Origin of the sequence: Pseudarthrobacter phenanthrenivorans, assembly GCF_036455295.1 — a bacterium.
GTDB classification, from domain to species: Bacteria; Actinomycetota; Actinomycetes; order Actinomycetales; family Micrococcaceae; genus Arthrobacter; species Arthrobacter phenanthrenivorans_C.
In genome coordinates, this window is the sequence record NZ_JAYXNX010000006.1 from 104,275 (window position 1) to 124,184 (window position 19,910).

The following is a 19,910-nucleotide window of genomic DNA, read 5'->3' on the forward strand; positions in this document are numbered from 1 at the left end:
GCCCCGCAGAATGGGGGTCGCCTGCTAGCTGCCGGATGCCGCGGCCCGCTGCTGCCTCAGGATGTAGCGCTGCAGCTTTCCTGACGGCGTCTTGGGAAGGTCCTGCACGAAGTGGATGCGGCGCGGATAGGCGTGTGCGGCGAACTGCGTCTTGACCATGGCCTGGAGTTCGGCCACCAGGGCATCATTGCCCGTGGTCCCGTCGGCCAGCACGACATAGGCTTCGAGGACTTCCCCGCGCAGTTCGTCGGGAGCGCCCACAACGGCGCTTTCCAGGACCGCCGGATGGGTGGACAAAACACTTTCCACATCGAAGGGGCCAATCCGGTATCCGGCCATGATGATCACGTCATCGTCGCGGGAGGAGAAGAAGTAGTAGCCGTCCGCGTCCACCATGCCCGCGTCACCGGTCAGGTACCACTTGCCGTCCGCACTGAACCTTTCGGCGGTCTTCTGCGGCGCATCCTGATACCCTGTGAACCACATCATGGGGCTCCCCGCCACGTTGACGGCGACGCGGCCCAGTTCACCCGGCGCGGCCGGCTCGTCGGCGTTGTCCTTGAGGACCGCGCAACTCCATCCCGGCAGGGGGCGGCCCATGGAACCTGGCCTCAGCTCCGTCCGCACGTCATCGTGCCAGGCATTGATGATCATCATCCCGTGTTCGGTCTGTCCGTAGTGGTCCCGCACCGGAACACCCAGCACTTCCCGGGCCCAGCCGATCACCTCCGGGGTCAGGGGCTCGCCTGCGGACGATGCACGGCGAAGGTGGAAAGGGCCCGTTCCGGCGTCGGCTTTGGCGCGCATGGTGCGGTACACCGTCGGAGCCGCCGCGAAGTTGGTGACGGAAAATGCCTCCAGCACCTTGAAGCTGAGTTCCGGGGAAAACCCGGGGCGCAGGAGGAGGTTGCGCCGTCCCGCCGCCATGGGCCCAAGGATCCCGTAGTACAGGCCGTACGCCCAGCCGGGGTCAGCGGCATTCCAGAAGACGTCCTCTTCACTGACGTCCAGGCCCAGCCCGACGTACTGACGGAAGGCGGCCAACGCCCTGACCGGCACCGGCACACCCTTGGGGGCGCCCGTGGTTCCCGACGTAAAGATCAGGACCAGGGGACCGTCACCTCCCACGGCCTCGGCCGCGATACCGGGTTGCTGGCTGGCCAGGAGCGGCGTGAGCGCAAGGTCCGGCGGGGAGGCTTCGTCACCGGCAACCACCACAGCTGCCCCGGTTTCCTGGATCTTCTCCCGCTGGTTGGCGTCAGTGATCACCACCTTGGCGCGGGACGCTGTAAGGCGGAGTTCGATGGCCGGCCACGCAAAGGCCGTGAACAGCGGCACGTGGACGGCCCCCCGCCGCCAAATGGCAAGGAGCATCACGACAAGATCTGCCGACTTTCCCATCAGGGTGGCCACGGCGTCCCCGGGGCCGACGCCAAGCTCCGCCAGGGCGGCAGCACCGCGTTCGGAGCGCTCCCGGAGCTCGCCGTAGGTGATGTCCTCCGCGGAGAGGTCTGATTCAACCACGGTGAAGGCAACAGCGTTGGGATTGTGGCTGTCGCACAGGAGCTCGGCCGCGCAGGCGTCCGGCGCACCATAAGCGGCGAGAAGGGCATCGACGGCTGGAACCGGATGGGACATTCATTCTCCTTTGAACAACGGCACCTTGGAACACCGGCATGTGTAAACGCAGTGGAATCAACCTACTGCACTGGAGTGGCCGTCACATGACACGTCCTGCCGCCATGCGCCCACAGGTCACCCCTTGGCGCCAGGCGGCCGGATGATGCGCCGCTGCGTGGCGGCGGCGATCGCGGCAGTGCGGTTATCCACACCGAGTTTGCCGTAGATATGCACCAGGTGGGTTTTGACCGTGGCCTCGGAAATGAAGACCTGCTTGGCGATGGCCCGGTTGGACAGGCCGGTCGCCAGCAGTTCCAGCAGTTGTACCTCCCTGGGGGTCAGCGAGGTGCCCGGGTTGCTGACCCGGTCCATCAGCAGGGCGGCAGCCCGGGGCGCAAGGACTGTACCGCCGGCGGCAGCCTGCAGGACCGCCTGCTGCAGCTGTTCCGGTGGCGCGTCCTTGAGCATGTAGCCGCTGGCCCCTGCTTCCACCGCGGCCAGGATGTCAGCATCCGTGTCATAGGTGGTGAGGATGAGCACCGGCGGAGCCGGCTGAAGCTTCCGGATCTCGGCGGTGGCCGTGACGCCGTCCATCCCCGCCCCCATTTGCAGGTCCATGAGCACAACATCCGGCACGTCGCCCAAGGCCTTCAACCGTGCCAGTTCCTCCAGGGCCGCCCTGCCGTCGGCGGCTTCAGCGGCGATCGCAATACCCTCAAAGCCGGTGAGCATGGCCCGCAACCCGGCACGCACCACCGGGTGGTCGTCCACCAGCAGGACCCGTACTTCGCTCACCGCTCCTCCAGGGGCAACCGGATGGCCACCACCGTGCCCTCGCCGGGCGCCGATTCCACCGCCAGGGAGCCGTTCAACGCGGCGACCCGCTCCTCCAGCGAGCGCAGCCCGAACCCGCTGCCGTCCGCCGGGTACGCAGCACCTGCCGCAGCCGCCGGGTCAAAGCCCGTGCCGTCGTCGTACACGTCCATGGTCACCTCAGTGTCCAGGAAGGCAAGGGTGACGACGGCGTTCGCGGCCCCGGCGTGTTTGCGGACGTTGGCGAGGCTCGCCTGCGCCGCACGCAGCAGGGCCACGCGAACGGGCTGGGGCAGGTCCTGCGGCTGGCCGTCCACCTCCAGCCGGCAGCGCAGCGCAAGTCCGGCGGCCGCGGCGCCGGTCTCCGTGGCCCCGCAGAGCCGGTCCAGGGCTTCCACCAGCGTGGTCCCTTCAAGCTGTGGCGAGGACAGGCCGCGGACAAAGCTGCGTGCCTCGGCAAGGTTGTCCGCCGCCGTCTGCTGCACCAATGCCAGGCGGCCGGACGCAGTGGCGGCATCGCCCTCGGCGAGGGACTTCTCCGCGGCCCGCCCCAGCAGCACAATGCTGGACAGGCCCTGCGCCAAGGTGTCGTGGATCTCCCGGGCCAGCCGCTCCCGCTCTGCCAGCACGCCGGCCCCGTGCTGGGATAGCGCCAGTTCCTCCCGCGTGCGGCGCAGCTCGTCCGCCGCACGCCGCTGGTTTTCGGCCTCGCGGTACAGGGCGGCATAGGCCAGGCCCGTGATCACCGAGAAGATCGCCCCGAGGACCGGGCCGACGACGGCGGCCACGTGCGGCACGGGGGCACCGCTGGCAGCCCATTGGGATGCGATCACCGCCAAGGTCATCAGGGTGATGGCCAGCAGCGCGGCGCGACGGGGCAGCAGGTGCAAGTGAAGGAAGAATATAGGGAAGGCCAGCCAGGCGAAGTCGGCGCTTCCGGCCAGCAGGACCACCCACAGCCCGGTGACCAATCCCAGCCACAGCAGGCCGTAGCGGCGCGGATCCAATCCCGTCCGGCCTTCGGCGTGGCGCTTTTCCAGCACGGTGCCGGCCAGGTAGACGGTGGCGAGGACTACTCCGGCGCCCGCCCACACCCATCGCAGGGGCCCACCGGCCGTCAGCATCCGCACCAGGCCGACGGCCAGCAGCACGGCAAAACCTGCGTGCAGGGTGACCCGCAGGACCCTCAGGATGGCAGCCGAGGATGCATTCTCCAGGGCATTCAACGGCCCCCGCGCAGGGACGCCGCCGGGCCTCTCCGGTGTTTGCGGCAGGGACGTGGCAGGCATTCCATCAGCTTATGCGCGGGGGGCCCAGGACGGATCAACCAAAAGGTTGACCCGCAGCTCAACCCTTTCATTCCTGCGGATCAACCGTCCCCGCGATGCCCGCGCGGCCGGCCCCCGGGAGAGTGGAAGGACAGAAGAATCCACCCCTGCTGAGAGAAGAATCAACGTGTTCCTGGCAATCCGCGATATCCGCTTCGCCAAAGGCCGGTTCGCCATGATGGGCGGCGTCGTAGCCCTGATCACCCTCCTGCTGGTGATGCTGTCCGGCTTGACCGCGGGCCTCGCCGAACAATCCACATCCGCCATCGGCAAACTCGGCGTGGCCGCCGCGAAGCCGGTGGACACCATCGTCTTCGGCGCCCCCGGCGCCGGCACCCCGAAGGGCTCGTACACGGAAAGCTCCGTGACGGCCGCGCAGGTGGACAGCTGGAAGAGCCAGCTGGGCGTCCAGTCGGCCGAGCCGCTGGGCATCACGCAGACCCGCGCGCAGGCGGCGGATGGCCCCGGAACGGCGAACGTCGCCGTGTTCGGTATCCGGCCGGGAAGCGACCTGGCGCCGGTTGAGGTGTCCACCGGAACGGCGGTGCTCGGCTCGTCGACGGCGGAGGCGCTGTCCGTGGGCCAGGGAGACAAGGTGTCCCTGGGCGGCACGGAGCTTTCCGTCGCCGCCGTGGTGCCGGACCAGTGGTACGCCCACACCAGCGTGGTGTGGACCGCGCTGCCCGCGTGGGCAAGGACGGCGCACGTGACCGGCGCCCAACTGGCCACCGTCGTGGCCGTCACCTATGGGCCCGGGGCGTCTGCGGATGAGGCCGCGGCGAACGCTGCAGCCCACACCGTCAGTGCGTCCCGCACCGGATCCTTCCAGGCCTTGGGCTCCTTCAAGAGCGAGAACGGGTCCCTGACCCTGATGCAGGCGTTCCTGTACGGAATCTCCGCCCTGGTGATCGTGGCTTTCCTGACCGTCTGGACCATCCAGCGGACCCGCGACATCGCTGTATTGAAGGCCATGGGCGCCCCCGGTTCCTACATCCTCCGGGATGCCATGACCCAGGCGGCCATCGTCCTGCTGGCAGGTGCTGGTGCCGGCGGGGCAGCGGGCGTTGCCGCCGGCACCTTCGCCGCCCAGGCTGCCCCGTTCCAGCTGAACGTGGGCACCACGGTGCTTCCCGTCGTCGGGATTGTTGCCCTGGGCCTGGCCGGTGCGGCACTGGCCGTCCGCCGCGTCACCAAGGTCGATGCACTCCTGGCACTCGGCGGCAACTAATCCATCCTCCTGAAAGGAACCACTATGACCACCACCGCTCCCCTTAGCCTGGTCAATGTCACCCTCGAATACCCCGACGGCGGCGGAACCACCACTGCCCTGGACGGGGTCAGCCTCACGGCCCACGCGGGACAGCTGGTCTCCCTTGTGGGGCCGTCGGGTTCCGGTAAGTCCAGCCTCCTGGCCACTGCCGCCACCCTGGTCCGCCCCACCAGCGGCCAGGTCGTCATTGACGGCGCCGACACCGCGGGCATGAAGGACAAGGAACTCACCGCTCTGCGCCGGGAGAAGGTGGGCATCATCTTCCAGCAGCCCAATCTGCTTCCGTCCCTCACTGCCGCCGAGCAACTCATCATCAGCCACCACCTGCGCGGCCGATCCGCCAAAACGGCCAAGGCCGGGGCAGCCGAACTGCTGGACGTGGTGGGGCTGTCCGCAAGCGCGGGCAAGCTCCCGCACCAGCTCTCCGGGGGCCAGCGGCAGCGTGTGAACATCGCCCGCGCACTGATGGGAAGTCCCAAGGTGCTGCTGGTGGATGAGCCGACGGCGGCGCTGGACCACGAGCGCAGCGCCTCGATCATCGGCCTCCTGCGGCAGGTGACCTCGGAGTTCGGGGTGGCAACGGTGATGGTTACCCATGACACCGAATTCGTGCCGCTGACGGACGTGGTGGCCATCATGCGCGACGGCAGGCTCAGCACGCCGGTGGTCCCTGCTTATGGCCATCACACGGAGAATTGATGGGATCTTGAGGCAAACCTTGCCGTCCCTAGACGATGCGGGTCCACGCTGGAGCCATAGACCAAACCAGCTTGTGGGGAGCAGGAAGTCATGGGAAGCAAGACAGCAGACAACGAAGTTACCGCCGTAGGCGGTGTGCTGACAGACCAGCACCCCTTGGATTTCCAGTCGTTGGGGCTCGCCGGGTGCATCGACCGGCTCACCGCGCCGCTCCGCCAGCGAGGGACCGCGGTCCTCTGGGACACCCCGCACTGGGGACTTGAGATCCCCTCGGACGCTGCATCCCTTCTGTACCAGTCGGCCCGGGAGGCACTCAGCAACGCCTACAAGTACTCTGCCGCACACACGCTCACCCTTCAGCTGGCGGCGGTTGACCACGGTATCCGATTGGTAGTGTCCGACGACGGCACGGGCTTCGACAGCAACCTCGCCACCTCCGGGCGGCACCACGGATATGGGTTGCGGTTGATGACAGTGGCGGTGCATGAAGCGGGCGGCTCAGTCAATGTCAGCTCCACCCCCGGCCAAGGCACCAGCGTCACTGTGACACTGCCACTGGACTGACAGAACCGGATTACCAGACTCGGATGCCCGCCGTCGCTGGGACGGCGGGCATCCGTATGCCACTTTCGGGAAACCTCCGCCGGCGACCTACCGGGAGAGCTTGGCGGAGTCCGGCTCCAGGTCACCGATGTGGCCGGGGGCGTTGGCGGCCAGGACCCTGGCCACGAACGCGGCGTACTCATCCATATAGTGGCGCAGGAATTTGGTTGTGGACTCATCCTTCACTTCGCCCTCGGCGCCGAACACAGCGGGGTCGTACTTGACGTACGCCTCGGGAGCATTCAGCTGCGGGGCGTCCAGGAAGCTGAGGACTGCGCGCATGGAGGACTGCATGACCGCGGTGCCGATGCTGCCAGGGGACGCGCCGATGATCCCCGTGGGCTTGCGCGCAAAGGAGTTGGTTCCCCACGGACGGGAGCCCCAGTCGATGGCGTTCTTCAAGGCGCCGGGAATGGACCGGTTGTATTCGGGCGACACAAACAGGATCCCGTCAGCGGCCTCGATGGCGTCCTTGAGGGCGCGGCCTTCCGGTGGGAAGTCGTAGTCGTAGTCGTAGCTGTAGAGCGGGAGGTCCCTGATGGGGATCTCCTTGAATTCGAGTTCTTCGGGTGCCAGTTTGATCAGGGCCTGGGCCAGGACCCGGTTGATGGAGCCGGTGGCCAGGCTGCCCACGAAGTAGCCGATCTTGTACGTTGCCATGAGTGGTCCTTTCCAACAGCCGGCCTGCGCCGGCTGGCTGGGTTCGGTTGGAAACGGCGGGTGGTGCTCATTGCTCCACCAGTCCAGCACACGCGGGCGAGCTCCGGCCAGGGTGTGGGGACACTCTCCACCCAGCCAAAGGAACGGACCGGGACGACTCTGGAAACATGCCGGACCAGAAGGTACATTGGTAAGCATGCTGATGATTATTACCGAGTCATCAGCTCCCGGTGACACAGCAAAGGAGACGTTATGAGCACGAAGGTGGAAAAACGCATTCTGGTGAACGTACCGGTGAGCACGGCTTATAACCAGTGGACCCAGTTCGAGGACTTCCCGCACTTCATGGGCGGCGTCAAGAGCGTGACGCAGCTCAGCGATGACCGGCTGGAGTGGGTGGCCGAAATCGGCGGCGTCCGCCGGCAGTGGGAGGCCAAAATCCTTGAGCAAGTCCCGGACCGCAAGGTTGCCTGGGCAGCAACGGACGGCGCCACCAACGCTGGCGCCGTGGAGTTCGAGGACGTGGGCGGCGGCCAGACATCGCTGCAGCTGACGCTTGAATACGAGCCCGAAGGCCTGATCGAGAAGGTGGGCGACAAGCTCAACGTTGTTGACCGGCAGGCCGAAGCCGACCTGCAGCGGTTCAAGGAATTCATCGAAGACGAGGGCTATGCAAGCGGCGCCTGGCGCGGTGCGGTCAACCCCGGCACAACGGTAGGCACCCCGGGGGTTGAGCATGCAGGCGCGTCCCGCGGCGATTCCGGGAAGGCCGGGGTTTCCGGGAAGGTAGCTGCCGGTGTGGGCATTGCAGCGGTTGCGGGCGCAGCAGCTGCCATGGCGGCCGGTGGCAACAAGGACAAGACCGAGACGGCAGACGTGACGGTTGCGGACACCACTCCGGTGGTTCCGGCAGAGCCGGCGGTTCCAGCAGAACCGCTCACCACAGGCTCCACAGCCGGTGCGGCGGACGCGGGCACGGTGCCTGCAGCGGGCACGACGGCGGCAGCCGGCTCAACCGGCTCGGTCGCAGACCTTGGTGATGACAGGATCGGGCACGCCTTCGACCAGACCAACGGCCTGGTGGACACGACGGGCGAGTCCGACGACACCGTGGCGGGCGAAAACCTGAGCGCCGGCGAACGCCGCGAAGACGACCGCAATGCCGACGGCGGCCTGCCGCCTGTTGGCGGTAACCTCGGCGGCCACTAGGTCCCGGTCAGGAAACAAAGCGCCTGAACCATGAGCAAAGCGCCGCCCGCCTTCCCCCAAGGCGGGCGGCGCTTTGCTGTCAGGGGCAGAACAGGGCCAGATCCAGACCATGACCGGAGGCATCCAGCCTGCCATCCTTACCGCCTTCGTGGGCGCCCGCATCGACGCTTTGGAATTGTTCGCCTGAACCGCATCCGCTACTTGCGCGCCGCCGCCTGGAGCAGCGGCAGCGTCCGGGTGGGCATCACTTCCACCAGCGACATGGCTGTGCTGGTGCGGACGACGCCGTCAATCGCCAGCATCGCGTTGGTGACGCGGTGGAGGTCGGCGGGGTCCTTCGCGGCCACCTTGGCGAGCAGGTCGGCGTCTCCCGTGGTGGCGTGCATCTCGATGATCTCCGGGATGTTCTGCAGCGCGGCAACGGCCTTGTCGCTGACCGACTGGCTGATGGAAATCGAGATGAAGGCGATGAGGGGCAGGCCCAGCGCCTCCGTCCGCACGCGCTGGCTGAAAGGAGCCAGGCTGCCATCATTGGCCAGGCGGCGGAGCCGGGCGTGGACGGTATTGCGGGCAACTCCCAGCGTCCTCGAGAGGGACAGGACCGTTGCCTGCGGGTCCCGGTCCAGTGTGAGGAGGATCTCTGCGTCAAGAGCATCAATGAGGTGCATAGTGAGCATTTTGCCACCATCCACGCTTCGAGGAAGGGGATCTGTCCTGCCGGATACAGCTCTGTTGCGCAACTGCACTGCACTCCCGCACCATGCTGTCCATGACAAGCACCCTTCCGGAAGCCACGGCCCCCGAGGTCCGCACCGCCGTGTCCCAACTCCCCGCCTACGTGGCCGGCAAGAGCGCCCAGTCTGACCTGACGGCCGCCCTTGCCTCGAACGAAAGCCACTTCCCTCCCCTGCCCTCGGTCCTTGAAGCGATGTCTGCCGAGGCAGACCGGATCCACCGGTACCCCAGCATGGGCGCCGTGGAGGCCCGTGATGCCATTGCCCGCCACTTCGATCTCACTGCCGACGAAGTAGCCTGCGGGCCGGGAAGCTCCGGCGTACTGCAGCAGATCATTTCCGCCGTCTGCGGGCATGGCGATGAAGTGGTGTACGCCTGGCGGTCCTTCGAGGCCTACCCCATCCTGGTGGCCGTGGCAGGGGCCGTGTCCGTGCCCGTGCCACTGCTTGCCAGCGAGCACCATGACCTGGATGCCATGGCAGCAGCCATCACCGGCCGAACCCGCGTTGTGATCCTCTGCTCGCCCAACAACCCCACGGGCGTCTCCATCAGCCCGGAAGCACTGGAGGAGTTCCTGCGCTCAGTGCCACCGCGCGTGCTGGTGGTGCTGGATGAGGCCTACATCGAATTCCAGCGCGGCCCCGGCGTCGACTCCTTGGACTTCTACCGCCGGTACTCCAACCTCTGCATCCTGAGGACCTTCTCCAAGGCCTACGGGCTCGCGGGGCTGCGGATCGGCTACGCCATCGCGCACCCCGATATTGCCGAAGGCCTGCGCCGGACCGCCATCCCTTTCGGTGTAAACCGGATGGCACAGGCAGCCGCGGTTGCCTCACTGGCCGCCGGCGAGGAAATCATCGAGCGGACCGAGGCGGTGGCCCGGGAACGCCGCCGGGTTATCCAGGCCCTCCGCGGCTACGGCTGGGACGTCCCTGACAGCCAGGCCAACTTCTACTGGATCCGGGCCTCCGACGAGCTGCGCATGCAGCTCCTGGACGCACTGTCCGGGGCCGATATCCTGGCGCGCGGCTACGCCGTGGACGGCGTCCGCATCACCCTCGCTGACGCCGCTACCAACGACCGGGTCCTTGCCGTGCTGGCCGACCGCGGCCGGTTCGTGCCTGAAGGGGGTGCCGCTGAGTGAGCACCTTCGCGGAAACTTCCGAAGTTTCCACTGCTGCGCCTGCCGCGCACGTGGAAGAGCCGACGGCGGGACCTCCCGCGCCGCCGTCGGCCGTCCGCCATTCCGTGGTTGAGGACGTCCTGGGCATCCTCACCGGCACCTTTGCGGCGTCGCTGGGGCTGTTCCTGCTCAAGTCGAGCGGAGCGGTGACGGGCGGGACCGCCGGCCTGGCCCTGCTGCTCAGCTATTCCGTGGCACTCCCATTCGGCATCATCTTTTTCGCTGTGAACCTGCCGTTCTTCGGCCTGGCGGTCTGGAAGAAGGGCTGGAACTTCGCCCTCCGCACGGGCGGCGCCATTGCCCTTGTCTCGCTGATGGCCAGCCTGCACCCGGCAGCGCTGGGGTCGCTTCATCTCGATCCGCTGTATGGCGTGCTCGCCGGAAACCTGCTGGCCGGCGTCGGACTCCTGATCCTGTTCCGGCACAAATCCAGCCTGGGCGGTTTCAACATCCTGGCCCTGCTGCTGCAGGAGAAGCTGGGATGGCGGGCAGGGTATGTGCAGATGGTCCTTGACGTTGCCATTGTCCTGGCGTCACTGGTCCTCGTGTCTCCTTTGATGGTTTTGCTGTCCGCTGCCGGCGCCACCCTCCTGAACCTGGTCCTTGCCCTGAACCACCGGCCCGGCCGATACCTGGGAAAGTAGGCACGCACCCTGCCTTTTATTCCCCGCAGCCACGTGAAATATCTGTCAAGGGCGGGTGTTGCCGCCCGTGTGACAACAATCGGAATCATGGGCGCAGGACATATTGGAAGCACCATCCAGTACCCCGCCATCTCCAACGCGGGCATCCCGCGGAACCGGCCGGCAGTTTGGAACTGCCGGCCGGTTCCGTGTTAGGGAACTACTTCCAGGCGTTACTTTCAGGCAGGTGGAGGACCTGCGAAGGCATGGGGGCACCCAATCTGCTTACAATCGAAACCTCTGACCACTACCGAGGGACCCATGAAGAAATTCGCCACAGCCCTGTTTGCCGCCGGCCTCGTTGCCTCTGCCACGGCCTGCACAGCCACACACCAACTGACCACCGCCGAAACGTGCGAGCGGATCCAGGCCGTCGTGTCGAACCCCGCAAACAACGCCGGCAAGACTGGCATGAACAACCTCGCCAACCAGATCCGCCCCATCCACGCGGTGGCCTCGGACGACCTCAAGCCCGCCCTTGCCCAGATCCTGGCGTACACGGACGAGCAGGCCAAGGAAGACCCTGACAAGGGCAAGCTGGCCGATCTCCAGGCCGGCTACCAGGAAGCCGGCAGCACCTACACGAAGTTCTGCGGCCAGGCCGGCGGCCAGTAGTCAGCTGGTCCAGTCCGGGCGGCCTGCCTGCCCGGGCTGGATCAAAGCGTGGCCGGATCCGTGTTGGCACCGCAGAGAATGACGGCAACGCGCTCGTTCGTCCCCGGCACATATGCGCCGGAGGTCAACGCAGCGTAGGCCGCTGCAGCGCCGTGCTCCACCACCATCCTGTAGTCGTTCCAGAGTGCCGAGCGTGCGGCAATGATGTCCGCGTCGCTGACCAGGACGCTTTCGACGCCGCAGCGGACCGCCACTGAGAAGCCGATATCGCCCACGCGGCGGGCACCCAGGGAGTCTGCTGCAACGCCCGACACCGCCACGTCCACGGGTTTCCCGGCGGCCAGTGCGGCGTGCAGGGTGGGTGCTGTTGAAGGTTCCACGGCCACTACTTTCGCTGATCCTTCGACGCCGGCAGCCACTCCCGCCATCAGCCCGCCTCCACCCACGGCCACCAGGACGGTATCCACGTCCGGCACCTGTTCCAGCAGCTCGGTCCCAACGGTTCCGGCGCCGGCGGCGATTTCCGGCTGGTCATAGGCGTGGCAGTAAACGGCGCCGGTTTCTTCCGCATGCGCCACCGCGGCCTCATAGGCTGCCGCATACTCCGCCCCGCCCTGGACCACCGTGGCGCCGATGGCCTTCAGCTTGGCCACTTTCACGGCAGGCGCGGCCTCGGGGACGAACACTGTGGCCGGCACGCCAAGCTGCCTGGCCGCATAGGCGTTGGCCAGCCCGGCGTTCCCGCCGGACGCCACCACGATGCCGACGCCGGCCTGCAGTTCCCCGCGCTCCTTGCTGGCCAGGATGCGGTTCAGGGCGCCACGTGCCTTGAAGGTCCCGGTGTGCTGCATGAACTCGCATTTGAACCACACGGAGCCGGGAAAGCCATCCGTATCCGCCGCCATGACGGGCGTCCTGCGGATGAGGCCTGCGGTGCGGCGCGCGGCCTGATCAATATCGGCGCGGAAGATCATCTCAGACTTCGTCGTCCCAGCTGCCTGGTTCCTCCAGAGCCTCTTCCGGCTTGGACTCCCCGGCCGCCTCTTCGCCTCCCAAATACGACGCCGGCACGGTTCCGGCTGCATGGGCCTGCTGTTCCTCACGGATGTTCGCTGCGCCCGGCTGTTCCGGATGCTGGCCGGACTGGGGCGCCTTCGCGGCCTGGTCCTTGGCCTCGTCGGGGTCGCCCGGCCCCCGAAGGTCGGTGGTGTTCTGGGGATCGTCGCTGGAAACGGTCATGGTCCTGCCTTTCACCTGGGACTGCTTTGCCGGGCGGGGAAGCTCCTGCCCGGCCTCCAGCCTAAGGGCTTTCCAGGACCCGGCCATGAAAACCACAGGCAGTTTTGTCCCTCCGGTGCCCCGGAAACTCCGGAGGCGCACGCGCACACTCCCACCCGGCGTCGTATCCTGCTTGGACGGTGGCCGGCGTGGCCATCCCGGGTACACTTGCCCTCGTTCTCCGCGGCGTGTTAAACCAGGCGGCCGCCCGAGCCCGGAGCCGATCATGACCGTTGTGCAGATCATCCCACTGGTAATCCTCGTGGCGATGTTCGTCATCGCCACCAGGTGGCCCCTCAACATCGGCGTGATGGCGCTGGTGGCCTCCTTCGGCGTCGGCTATTTCATGCTGGGGATGTCCGACCAGCAGATATTGGAGGAGTTTCCGGCCAGCATCGTGCTGACCATCATCGGCGTGACCTACTTCTTCAGCATGGCGCAGCGGAACGGCACCATCGACATCCTGGTTAGGGCCTGCGTGCGAATGGTCCGCGGAAGGACGCTGCTGCTGCCTTGGGTCTTCTTCCTGGCCGCTGCAGCGCTGACCTCGCTGGGCACGTTCTCCCCCGCCGCGATCGCGCTGCTGGCTCCCGCGGCCCTTGGGTTCGCTTACGAATCCCGGCTCCACCCCGTGGCCATGGGCGCGTTTATTATCAACGGCGCACACGCAGGCGGCTTCTCCCCGCTCTCGGTCGCCGGGGTACTGGTCCATGACATCGCCCTGCGGAACCATTTCCCCATCTCCCAGGGCGGCCTGTTCGCCGCGAGCTTCGTCCTGAACCTGATCCTCTCGGTGCTGACCATCATCCTGTTCGCCCTCACCGGCAGGCTCCGGGACGGCACCGGCGGCCAGCACGCGCACATCGATACGCCGGTCACCGACCGGCCCCACGGTGAGCAGGTCCTGACGCTGGCACTGATCGCCGCGATGCTCGTGTGCACCCTCGGCTTCCACATGCCCATCGGTTTCGTGGCCCTCTCCGCAGGCCTCCTGCTCGCCTTCATCAATATCAAGGAGCACAGGACCTTCATCAGCGGTATCTCCTGGTCCACGGTCCTGCTGGTGGCCGGCATGATCACCTACGTCTCCCTGCTGCAGCACGTAGGCGTCATCGACACCGTGGCCAACCAGGCCCTGGCCCTGGGCGCTCCGCTGCTGATCGCACTGGTCCTCTGCTACGTCATCGGCGTTGGCTCGGCCTTCGCCTCCTCCACCGCGCTGCTGACCGCGTTCATCCCCATGGCCGGCCCCCTGCTCGCCACAAGCTCGCTCAGCGCCTCCGGGACGGTGGCCGCGCTGTCGATCGCAGCCACCGTCGTCGACGTCTCCCCTTTCTCCACGGACGGCGCCCTGGTGGTGGCCAATGCCCGCGAGGACGACAGGCAGCGGGTCTACCGGCAGCTCATGTTCTACGCGGGCGGCGTGGTGCTGGTGGCTCCCGCCCTTGCCTGGGCGCTTTTGGTGCCGACCGGCATCATCTAGGGCTCGATGCCCGGGAGCCCACGGGTCAGCGGTCACAAAGCGCGATTAGTGTTCCATAATGCGGAAATTCGTTTTCCTCTTGCGGAATAAGTGTGATGAGGATTACTTTGGAAACAGCCCCGCAAACGGGTTGTTCCCAATTGATAGGCAAAGGTCAATGAAGATCCCAAACCCTGAGGCACTGAAGGCGAGTTCGGTGCCCGCGAAGAGGAAGCCACTATACAAGTCGCTCTTCTTCCAGATTCTGATCGCCGTCGTGGCAGGTGTACTCATCGGGCATTTCTGGCCCGACCTCGGTTCCCAACTGAGGCCGCTTGGAGATGGCTTCATCAAACTCATCAAGATGATCATCGCGCCGCTGATCTTCCTGGTGATTGTTACCGGAATTTCAGCCGTAGGCGACGTCAAGGCGGTTGGAAGGGTTGGGGTCAAGGCCCTGCTCTACTTCACGGCAGCCACGCTGTTCGCCCTGGTCTTTGGACTGATCGTCGGAAACATCGTCCAGCCGGGCGCCGGCCTGAACATCGACCCCTCAACACTGTCCCAGGCGGACCTGGATGCGAAGACCGGCACGGCGCCGCCCAAGGATGCCGCTTCATTCATCCTTGACATCATTCCGGCCAGCGTCATCGGCGCATTTGCCAGCAACAGCCTCCTGCAGGTCCTGTTCTTCTCCGTCTTCTTCGGCGCTGCAATCGTCGTCATCGGCCGGGAGAAATGCCTGCCGGTCATCAACCTGATGGAAACGGTCCTGGAACTGATCTTCAAGATCATGGCCTGGATCATGAAGGTGGCACCGCTTGGCGCATTCGGAGCCATGGCGTTCATCATCGGCCAGTACGGGCTGGATACCCTAAGCACCTACGCGGTCCTGATCGCGGCCTGCTACGGCGCCGCAGTAATCTTCATCGGCCTGCTCTTCGTTGTGGCGTGGAGTTTTGCCCGGGTGCCGCTCTGGCAGTTCCTGAAGTACACCCGGGAGGAATTCCTCCTGGCCCTGGGCACGGCATCCACCGAAGCAGTGATGCCCCGGATCATGACCAAACTGACCAACGCCGGCTGCTCCCGCGCCACCACGGGCCTGGTGGTTCCCACCGGCTACTCCTTCAACCTGGACGGGGCAGCGATCTATCTTTCGATCTCGCTGCTCTTCCTGGCCCAGGCTTTTGGCCACCACCTTGACCTCGGCCAGCAGCTGGCAGCACTTGGGGTGCTGCTGCTGACATCCAAAGGCATGGCAGGCGTCCCCGGCTCGTCATTCCTTGCCCTCTCGGCAACCGCCGCAGCGCTCGGCATCTTCCCGGTGGCCGGCGTCGCGCTCCTCCTGGGCGCAGACCGGCTCATGGACTCAATGCGCGTGGTGGTCAACCTCCTGGGCAACTGCGTCGCCACGTTTGTGGTGTCCAAATGGGAAGGCCAGTTCGACCGCAGCGTCATGGTCCGGGCCTTCAGGGGCGAGATCACCAACCATGACTCGGCAATCCTGCTCGGCAAGGAGGAGGATTTCGAGGGGCAGGAACTGCAGCGCCTCACGGAAGGGCAGGAACCCTCACCCAAGTTCCGCGGCGCGCCCACCCGTGACCTGGTTTCCGAACTTCCCGTGGACACTGGCGCCGGCGTCCACCTGGGTGGCAAAGCGAAGTAAACAGTCACAGAGAAGAGGGTGCCGCCCGGGACTTCAGGTCCCGGGCGGCACCCTCTTTTTGCCGCGCTGCTTTTTGCCGTGCTGCTTTTTGCCGTGCTGCGCCTACCGCGAGGACGTTGGGGAAGCCGACGACGACGCGTCGCTGCCCGAGGACATCGTCGCCGAAGAGGTGGAGGACGAGGTGGACGAGGCAGTGGAGGACGCCGAGCTGTCCGGCGAAGACATGCCTGCCGAACCGGACGAACTGGTGGAGCCGGGGCTTGAGGTTGCGCCGCCCTCAGCCTTCTTCAGGACATCGTTGATGAGGCCCTCAAGCTCCTTCTGGTCCTTGTCTCCCAGGTCGGTGCCGCTCTTGGTGGCAACCACCAGCAGGCGTCCCTGGGCGGCGGAAACCTGCATCAGTTTCTGCTGGTTATCGCCGCTGCGGGTGCTGACGGTGGCGAAGGTCTTGTCAGCGTCGGTCTTCGCCTGGAGTTCCTGACTGGAGACGTCGTACTTCTGTCCCAGTGCGGAAACGGAGAATTTGGCGCACTGGTCCATCTTGCCGCTGATGTCATTCAGGGTCTTGACTGCATCCGGACCGTCGCTGCCGGACTGTGCGGACAGCGTGCGCGGCTGGTTACCTTCAGAAAGCGCGACGGCAACGTTACCGTTCTCCACCTTGTCCAGCAGGCCGGCGGTTGCGATGTCCTTGCAGTCCTTGGGATCGATGGTGGCCGTGCTCATGAGCAGGTTGGCAATGTTGCCGCCCTGGGCGACCTGGTCCTTGGAGTACAACTTGAGCTCGTTGCCGTCATCGTCCTTCATCCCGGAGATGAGGTTGCGCAACTCGTCCTCCGAATACACCTTGGCCTCCGCAGTCGCACTGGCAGAGGCGGACGTGGTGGCAGTGCCCGACGGGCTGGCAGTACCGCCGCCTCCTCCCGAGCAGCCGGCCAGCGCCAGCATCGCCGCAGCTACAACTCCAAGCGCAGAAACTTTTCGCATCAGGTGACCCTCCAAATAGACAGCATGCTTAGTACCTGTATTTCAAAGGTTCCCACTGTGAACACAAAATAACCGCAGGTTTGGTGTGGAATAATCCGAGGAAGTGGTCCTAACCGGACCGCTCCAGAATGAGGAGGGGCTGGATGTCGGCCACACCAGGCAGCACCGCGCAGGTGGCCAACGCGGCCATCAACAACTCGCAGGTGCCCAAGCATGAGCAGCTCCGGCTCATTATCCTCAAGCTTGCCAAGGAGGAGCTGGAGCCCGGCGCCCGGCTGCCCAGCGAGCGCTCCCTCATGGATTCCTACGGCGTCAGCCGCATCACCGTGCGCGCTGCGATCGGCCGTCTGGTCAACGAAGGTCACCTGGTGCGGGTTCCGGCCAAGGGCACATTCGTGGCGGACTCACCCGTCCAGTCCACGCTGCACCTGGCCTCGTTCACGCAGGAGATGGAAGCGATGGGCCATGTTCCCAGCACGGTGGTGCTGGTGGCGGAACAAGTCCCAGCGCGGGAAGACACTGCAAACGCCCTGAGCCTCGCCCCGGGCACGGAGGCCTTCCACCTCAAGCGGCTCCGCCTGGCGGACGGCCGGCCGGTGAGCGTGGACGACGCCTGGTACAACCCCCAGCACGCGCCCGGACTGCTGGGCATCGACCTCACCGGCTCGGTGTACAAAGCCCTGGCTGCGCAGTTCGGGCACCAGATTGACAGGGCACGCCAGAGCGTCCGGTCCGAGGGCGCCCCGGCCGACGTCGGGGCGCTCCTCGGAACGGGAACGGGCGCGCCGGTGCTTGCCTTTGACCGGGTGTCCTATTCCGGCGCGCTGGCCATCGAACATTCCCGCTCCTGGTACCGTTCGGACCGCTACTCCCTCACCATGGAGGTCCGCCTCTAGAAGGCGCTTCAGCCGAGCGTAAACAGCAGTTCGCCGGCGGCTACCGAGCCGCCGGCGCTGACGGTCGCGGTGTCGGGCTTGGTATCCAGTACGACGACGGGGCTCACCATCGAGTAACCCGCGGCCAGGGCTGAAGTGGGATCCACGTGCATGACCGTCTCGCCGGCTTCAACCGTGTCGCCCTGGCTGACCAGCACCTTGAATCCTTCGCCCTTGAGCTTTACGGTGTCGATTCCCACGTGCGTGAGGACGCCGCGGCCGGACGCCTCAACCACCACGAAGGCGTGCGGCAGCATCTTGACCACTTTCCCCGCAACCGGGGACACGACGTCGAACGCTACCCCCGCAGGTGGTTCCACCGCCGCGCCGGAACCCACCATCTGTCCAGCGAAGACAGGGTCCGGGACGTCGGCCAGCGGAACGACCACGCCGCCGATCGGGGCAAGGACGGGCAAGGACGCCGCCACTAGAGGAGGTCCTCGATGTCTTCGGCGAGCGTGTCCGCCTCGGGGCCCACAATCACCTGGACCGCGGTGCCGGCGGCCAGGACACCATGGGCTCCTGCAGCCTTGAGGGAGGCCTCGTTCACAAGCGAGGAATCCTTGACCTCGGTGCGCAGCCGCGTGATGCACGCTTCCACTTCCACGATGTTGCCGGCTCCGCCCAGGCCTTCAATGATTTTTTCTGCTTTGGACATGGCTGCCCTTTCTGACGGTGCCCGCGCGGAGCACATCCTTCAAACCTGGGCCGGCGGCCCGGGTACGACCAATGATGGCTTCTTTTGCCACGGGCGGCTTGTCCTGGAGGAAATTTCCTTCCTTGACACCGACCGTGGGATGAATCACACTGAACTGGTCATAACCAGACAGTACCGGCTGGAACCGTTTCTCCACAAGCCCCCATCCGAACCCCGCAGAGGTGCAACCATGTCAACGTCCGAGACCACCGCCCTGGCCCCAGAGAAGAAGCCGAACAGGGCCTTCGCCACCCTTCAGCGGCTGGGCCGCTGCCTGATGCTCCCCATCGCAGTCCTGCCCGCAGCGGGCATCCTGCTGCGTATCGGCCAGGCCGACCTGCTCGGTGCCATCCCCGGTTTCGAGGGCGGAGCCGCGGTCATCTCCGCCGCCGGCAACGCAGTCTTTACCTGGCTGCCACTCATCTTCGCCGTCGGCATTGCTGTCGGCTGGGCCAAGAAGGCAGACGGCTCCACCGCCCTCGCAGCAGTGGTTGGCTACATGGTGATCGACGGCGTTTTCAAGGCCATGTCCCCCCTCGTCCTCGACGGGCAGCTGGACCCCGCGGGAAAGCAGGCCATGATCAATTACGGTGTCCTCGCCGGAATCGTGGTGGGCCTCTTGTCCGCCGGGCTTTGGCAGCGGTTTTACCGCACCAAGCTGCCTGACTTCCTCGGCTTCTTCAGCGGCCGTCGCCTGGTGCCCATCCTGACGTCCGTCACCAGCCTGGTGGCCGGCGTCGTCCTCGCCCTCCTGTACCCGCTCTTCAACGCAGGCCTCACCGCAGTGGGCCAGGCCGTGGCAGGCAACGCGGTACTCGGCGGCGGCATCTACGGCTTCGCCAACCGCATGCTGATCCCGGCCGGGCTCCACCACATCCTGAATTCCGGTGTCTGGTTCCTCATCGGCGACTACACCGACGCATCCGGCCACCTGGTCCGCGGCGACCTCAACCGCTTCTTCGCCGGAGACCCCGCCGCGGGCACCTTCATGACCGGTTTCTTCCCCATCATGATGTTCGGCCTCCCCGCCGCGGCCCTCGCCATCTGGCGCCACGCCAAGCCCTCGCAGAAGAAGATCGTGGGCGGCATCATGCTCTCCACCGCGCTCACGGCGTTCTTCACCGGCATCACCGAACCACTCGAGTACTCGTTCATGTTCGTCGCCTTCCCGCTCTACATCGTCCACGCAGCCCTGACCGGAACCTCCATGGCCCTGGTCAACGCGCTGGGAATCCACGACGGCTTCACCTTCTCAGCCGGCCTGATCGACTTCGTCCTCAACTTCGGCAAGGCGCAGAACGCGTGGCTGCTGATCCCGATCGGCCTGGGGTACGCGGCGATCTACTACTTCCTCTTCTCCTTCGTCATCAAGCGCTGGAACCTGCGCACGCCGGGCCGCGAAGACGACGAAGTAACGGTGGAAACCGAAGCCGCAAAGTAGTCCGCCAACACCAGCTCCAGCCGAAA

The 19,910-nt window shown here is 66.0% G+C and carries 22 protein-coding genes; 11 read left to right on the plus strand and 11 right to left on the minus strand.

Translation table 11 applies throughout. From position 1 onward, the window contains the following. Positions 1 to 24 precede the first annotated feature (24 nt). The 3 genes from VXJ37_RS09880 to VXJ37_RS09890 form a co-directional block, all read right to left on the minus strand. Positions 25 to 1,638 (minus strand): AMP-binding protein, encoded by a 1,614-nt coding sequence (locus VXJ37_RS09880; protein WP_331322864.1) that lies wholly within the window; start codon positions 1,636 to 1,638, stop codon positions 25 to 27. A gap of 117 nt (positions 1,639 to 1,755) precedes the next feature. Continuing rightward, positions 1,756 to 2,415 carry a response regulator transcription factor gene (locus VXJ37_RS09885; RefSeq protein ID WP_331322865.1) on the minus strand — a complete coding sequence of 220 codons (660 nt, stop codon included), beginning with the start codon at positions 2,413 to 2,415 and terminating at the stop codon, positions 1,756 to 1,758. Beyond that, the gene (locus VXJ37_RS09890) at positions 2,412 to 3,722 is read right to left on the minus strand and encodes a sensor histidine kinase (protein WP_331322866.1); all 1,311 of its coding nucleotides are present in this window, start codon (positions 3,720 to 3,722) and stop codon (positions 2,412 to 2,414) included. The genes VXJ37_RS09885 and VXJ37_RS09890 overlap by 4 nt, the downstream gene beginning before the upstream one ends. Before the next feature lie 166 nt (positions 3,723 to 3,888). Here VXJ37_RS09890 and VXJ37_RS09895 point away from each other — a divergent pair, with 166 nt between their 5' ends. The 3 genes from VXJ37_RS09895 to VXJ37_RS09905 all read left to right on the plus strand — a co-directional run bounded on the left by VXJ37_RS09895 (position 3,889) and on the right by VXJ37_RS09905 (position 6,294). Continuing rightward, positions 3,889 to 4,989 carry an FtsX-like permease family protein gene (locus VXJ37_RS09895; protein WP_331322867.1) on the plus strand — a complete coding sequence of 367 codons (1,101 nt, stop codon included), beginning with the start codon at positions 3,889 to 3,891 and terminating at the stop codon, positions 4,987 to 4,989. A 24-nt stretch (positions 4,990 to 5,013) separates the two neighbouring features. Then, complete coding sequence (locus VXJ37_RS09900; protein ID WP_331322868.1) at positions 5,014 to 5,730, plus strand: ABC transporter ATP-binding protein; 717 nt, start codon at positions 5,014 to 5,016, stop codon at positions 5,728 to 5,730. Between the two features lie 90 nt (positions 5,731 to 5,820). Further along, a complete protein-coding gene (locus tag VXJ37_RS09905; RefSeq protein WP_331322869.1) occupies positions 5,821 to 6,294 on the plus strand; it encodes a sensor histidine kinase in 474 nt (157 codons plus the stop codon). An 87-nt stretch (positions 6,295 to 6,381) separates the two neighbouring features. On the opposite strand, the gene VXJ37_RS09910 is transcribed toward VXJ37_RS09905, so the two are convergent. Then, positions 6,382 to 6,993, minus strand: a complete 612-nt coding sequence (locus VXJ37_RS09910) for an NADPH-dependent FMN reductase (RefSeq protein WP_331322871.1) — start codon at positions 6,991 to 6,993, stop codon at positions 6,382 to 6,384. Between the two features lie 252 nt (positions 6,994 to 7,245). Here VXJ37_RS09910 and VXJ37_RS09915 point away from each other — a divergent pair, with 252 nt between their 5' ends. Then, complete coding sequence (locus VXJ37_RS09915) at positions 7,246 to 8,202, plus strand: SRPBCC family protein (RefSeq protein WP_331322872.1); 957 nt, start codon at positions 7,246 to 7,248, stop codon at positions 8,200 to 8,202. A gap of 197 nt (positions 8,203 to 8,399) precedes the next feature. Here VXJ37_RS09915 and VXJ37_RS09920 read toward each other — a convergent pair whose 3' ends face one another. Then, positions 8,400 to 8,879 (minus strand): Lrp/AsnC family transcriptional regulator, encoded by a 480-nt coding sequence (locus VXJ37_RS09920; protein WP_331322873.1) that lies wholly within the window; start codon positions 8,877 to 8,879, stop codon positions 8,400 to 8,402. An 83-nt stretch (positions 8,880 to 8,962) separates the two neighbouring features. Between VXJ37_RS09920 and VXJ37_RS09925 the strand changes: the two genes are divergently transcribed. From VXJ37_RS09925 to VXJ37_RS09935, 3 genes are all read left to right on the plus strand, one after another. Then, positions 8,963 to 10,081, plus strand: coding sequence for a histidinol-phosphate transaminase (locus VXJ37_RS09925; RefSeq protein WP_331322874.1), 1,119 nt, complete (start codon positions 8,963 to 8,965; stop codon positions 10,079 to 10,081). Between the two features lie 50 nt (positions 10,082 to 10,131). Further along, complete coding sequence (locus tag VXJ37_RS09930; protein WP_331323011.1) at positions 10,132 to 10,764, plus strand: YitT family protein; 633 nt, start codon at positions 10,132 to 10,134, stop codon at positions 10,762 to 10,764. A 300-nt stretch (positions 10,765 to 11,064) separates the two neighbouring features. After that, the gene (locus tag VXJ37_RS09935) at positions 11,065 to 11,418 is read left to right on the plus strand and encodes a hypothetical protein (RefSeq protein ID WP_331322875.1); all 354 of its coding nucleotides are present in this window, start codon (positions 11,065 to 11,067) and stop codon (positions 11,416 to 11,418) included. Between the two features lie 41 nt (positions 11,419 to 11,459). Here VXJ37_RS09935 and VXJ37_RS09940 read toward each other — a convergent pair whose 3' ends face one another. Further along, on the minus strand, positions 11,460 to 12,392 hold the full coding sequence (locus VXJ37_RS09940) for a threonine/serine dehydratase (RefSeq protein WP_331322876.1): 933 nt from the start codon (positions 12,390 to 12,392) through the stop codon (positions 11,460 to 11,462). Position 12,393: 1 nt separating this feature from the next. Further along, complete coding sequence (locus VXJ37_RS09945) at positions 12,394 to 12,657, minus strand: hypothetical protein (protein ID WP_331322877.1); 264 nt, start codon at positions 12,655 to 12,657, stop codon at positions 12,394 to 12,396. A 265-nt stretch (positions 12,658 to 12,922) separates the two neighbouring features. Here VXJ37_RS09945 and VXJ37_RS09950 point away from each other — a divergent pair, with 265 nt between their 5' ends. Beyond that, entirely contained in the window at positions 12,923 to 14,179 is a 1,257-nt protein-coding gene (locus VXJ37_RS09950) for an SLC13 family permease (protein WP_331322878.1), read from the plus strand. A gap of 157 nt (positions 14,180 to 14,336) precedes the next feature. Beyond that, a complete protein-coding gene (locus tag VXJ37_RS09955) occupies positions 14,337 to 15,824 on the plus strand; it encodes a cation:dicarboxylate symporter family transporter (RefSeq protein WP_331322879.1) in 1,488 nt (495 codons plus the stop codon). Positions 15,825 to 15,926: 102 nt separating this feature from the next. On the opposite strand, the gene VXJ37_RS09960 is transcribed toward VXJ37_RS09955, so the two are convergent. Beyond that, positions 15,927 to 16,811, minus strand: a complete 885-nt coding sequence (locus tag VXJ37_RS09960) for a hypothetical protein (RefSeq protein ID WP_331322880.1) — start codon at positions 16,809 to 16,811, stop codon at positions 15,927 to 15,929. Between the two features lie 143 nt (positions 16,812 to 16,954). Between VXJ37_RS09960 and VXJ37_RS09965 the strand changes: the two genes are divergently transcribed. Next, on the plus strand, positions 16,955 to 17,707 hold the full coding sequence (locus tag VXJ37_RS09965; protein WP_331322881.1) for a GntR family transcriptional regulator: 753 nt from the start codon (positions 16,955 to 16,957) through the stop codon (positions 17,705 to 17,707). 8 nt (positions 17,708 to 17,715) lie between these two features. On the opposite strand, the gene VXJ37_RS09970 is transcribed toward VXJ37_RS09965, so the two are convergent. Genes VXJ37_RS09970 through VXJ37_RS09980 form a run of 3 tightly spaced genes read right to left on the minus strand, consistent with a single transcriptional unit; the run spans position 17,716 to position 18,600 of the window. After that, a complete protein-coding gene (locus VXJ37_RS09970) occupies positions 17,716 to 18,174 on the minus strand; it encodes a PTS sugar transporter subunit IIA (protein WP_331322882.1) in 459 nt (152 codons plus the stop codon). Further along, positions 18,174 to 18,404, minus strand: a complete 231-nt coding sequence (locus VXJ37_RS09975) for a glucose PTS transporter subunit EIIB (protein WP_018760887.1) — start codon at positions 18,402 to 18,404, stop codon at positions 18,174 to 18,176. The genes VXJ37_RS09970 and VXJ37_RS09975 overlap by 1 nt, the downstream gene beginning before the upstream one ends. Continuing rightward, positions 18,379 to 18,600 (minus strand): hypothetical protein, encoded by a 222-nt coding sequence (locus VXJ37_RS09980; protein WP_331322883.1) that lies wholly within the window; start codon positions 18,598 to 18,600, stop codon positions 18,379 to 18,381. Before VXJ37_RS09980 ends, VXJ37_RS09975 begins: the two co-directional genes overlap by 26 nt. Positions 18,601 to 18,633: 33 nt before the next feature. Here VXJ37_RS09980 and VXJ37_RS09985 point away from each other — a divergent pair, with 33 nt between their 5' ends. Then, positions 18,634 to 19,884 carry a PTS transporter subunit EIIC gene (locus VXJ37_RS09985; protein ID WP_331322884.1) on the plus strand — a complete coding sequence of 417 codons (1,251 nt, stop codon included), beginning with the start codon at positions 18,634 to 18,636 and terminating at the stop codon, positions 19,882 to 19,884. Positions 19,885 to 19,910 lie beyond the last annotated feature (26 nt).

Coding starts and splice junctions, on each gene's coding strand:
- VXJ37_RS09880 (WP_331322864.1), bottom strand. CDS start 1,638: ATGTCCCATCCGGTTCCAGCCGTCGATGCCCTTCTCGCCGCTTATGGT.
- VXJ37_RS09935 (WP_331322875.1), top strand. CDS start 11,065: ATGAAGAAATTCGCCACAGCCCTGTTTGCCGCCGGCCTCGTTGCCTCT.
- VXJ37_RS09915 (WP_331322872.1), top strand. CDS start 7,246: ATGAGCACGAAGGTGGAAAAACGCATTCTGGTGAACGTACCGGTGAGC.
- VXJ37_RS09900 (WP_331322868.1), top strand. CDS start 5,014: ATGACCACCACCGCTCCCCTTAGCCTGGTCAATGTCACCCTCGAATAC.
- VXJ37_RS09925 (WP_331322874.1), top strand. CDS start 8,963: ATGCTGTCCATGACAAGCACCCTTCCGGAAGCCACGGCCCCCGAGGTC.
- VXJ37_RS09985 (WP_331322884.1), top strand. CDS start 18,634: ATGTCAACGTCCGAGACCACCGCCCTGGCCCCAGAGAAGAAGCCGAAC.
- VXJ37_RS09945 (WP_331322877.1), bottom strand. CDS start 12,657: ATGACCGTTTCCAGCGACGATCCCCAGAACACCACCGACCTTCGGGGG.
- VXJ37_RS09960 (WP_331322880.1), bottom strand. CDS start 16,811: ATGCGAAAAGTTTCTGCGCTTGGAGTTGTAGCTGCGGCGATGCTGGCG.
- VXJ37_RS09950 (WP_331322878.1), top strand. CDS start 12,923: ATGACCGTTGTGCAGATCATCCCACTGGTAATCCTCGTGGCGATGTTC.
- VXJ37_RS09890 (WP_331322866.1), bottom strand. CDS start 3,722: ATGCCTGCCACGTCCCTGCCGCAAACACCGGAGAGGCCCGGCGGCGTC.
- VXJ37_RS09955 (WP_331322879.1), top strand. CDS start 14,337: ATGAAGATCCCAAACCCTGAGGCACTGAAGGCGAGTTCGGTGCCCGCG.
- VXJ37_RS09905 (WP_331322869.1), top strand. CDS start 5,821: ATGGGAAGCAAGACAGCAGACAACGAAGTTACCGCCGTAGGCGGTGTG.
- VXJ37_RS09965 (WP_331322881.1), top strand. CDS start 16,955: ATGTCGGCCACACCAGGCAGCACCGCGCAGGTGGCCAACGCGGCCATC.
- VXJ37_RS09940 (WP_331322876.1), bottom strand. CDS start 12,392: ATGATCTTCCGCGCCGATATTGATCAGGCCGCGCGCCGCACCGCAGGC.
- VXJ37_RS09910 (WP_331322871.1), bottom strand. CDS start 6,993: ATGGCAACGTACAAGATCGGCTACTTCGTGGGCAGCCTGGCCACCGGC.
- VXJ37_RS09920 (WP_331322873.1), bottom strand. CDS start 8,879: ATGCTCACTATGCACCTCATTGATGCTCTTGACGCAGAGATCCTCCTC.
- VXJ37_RS09975 (WP_018760887.1), bottom strand. CDS start 18,404: ATGTCCAAAGCAGAAAAAATCATTGAAGGCCTGGGCGGAGCCGGCAAC.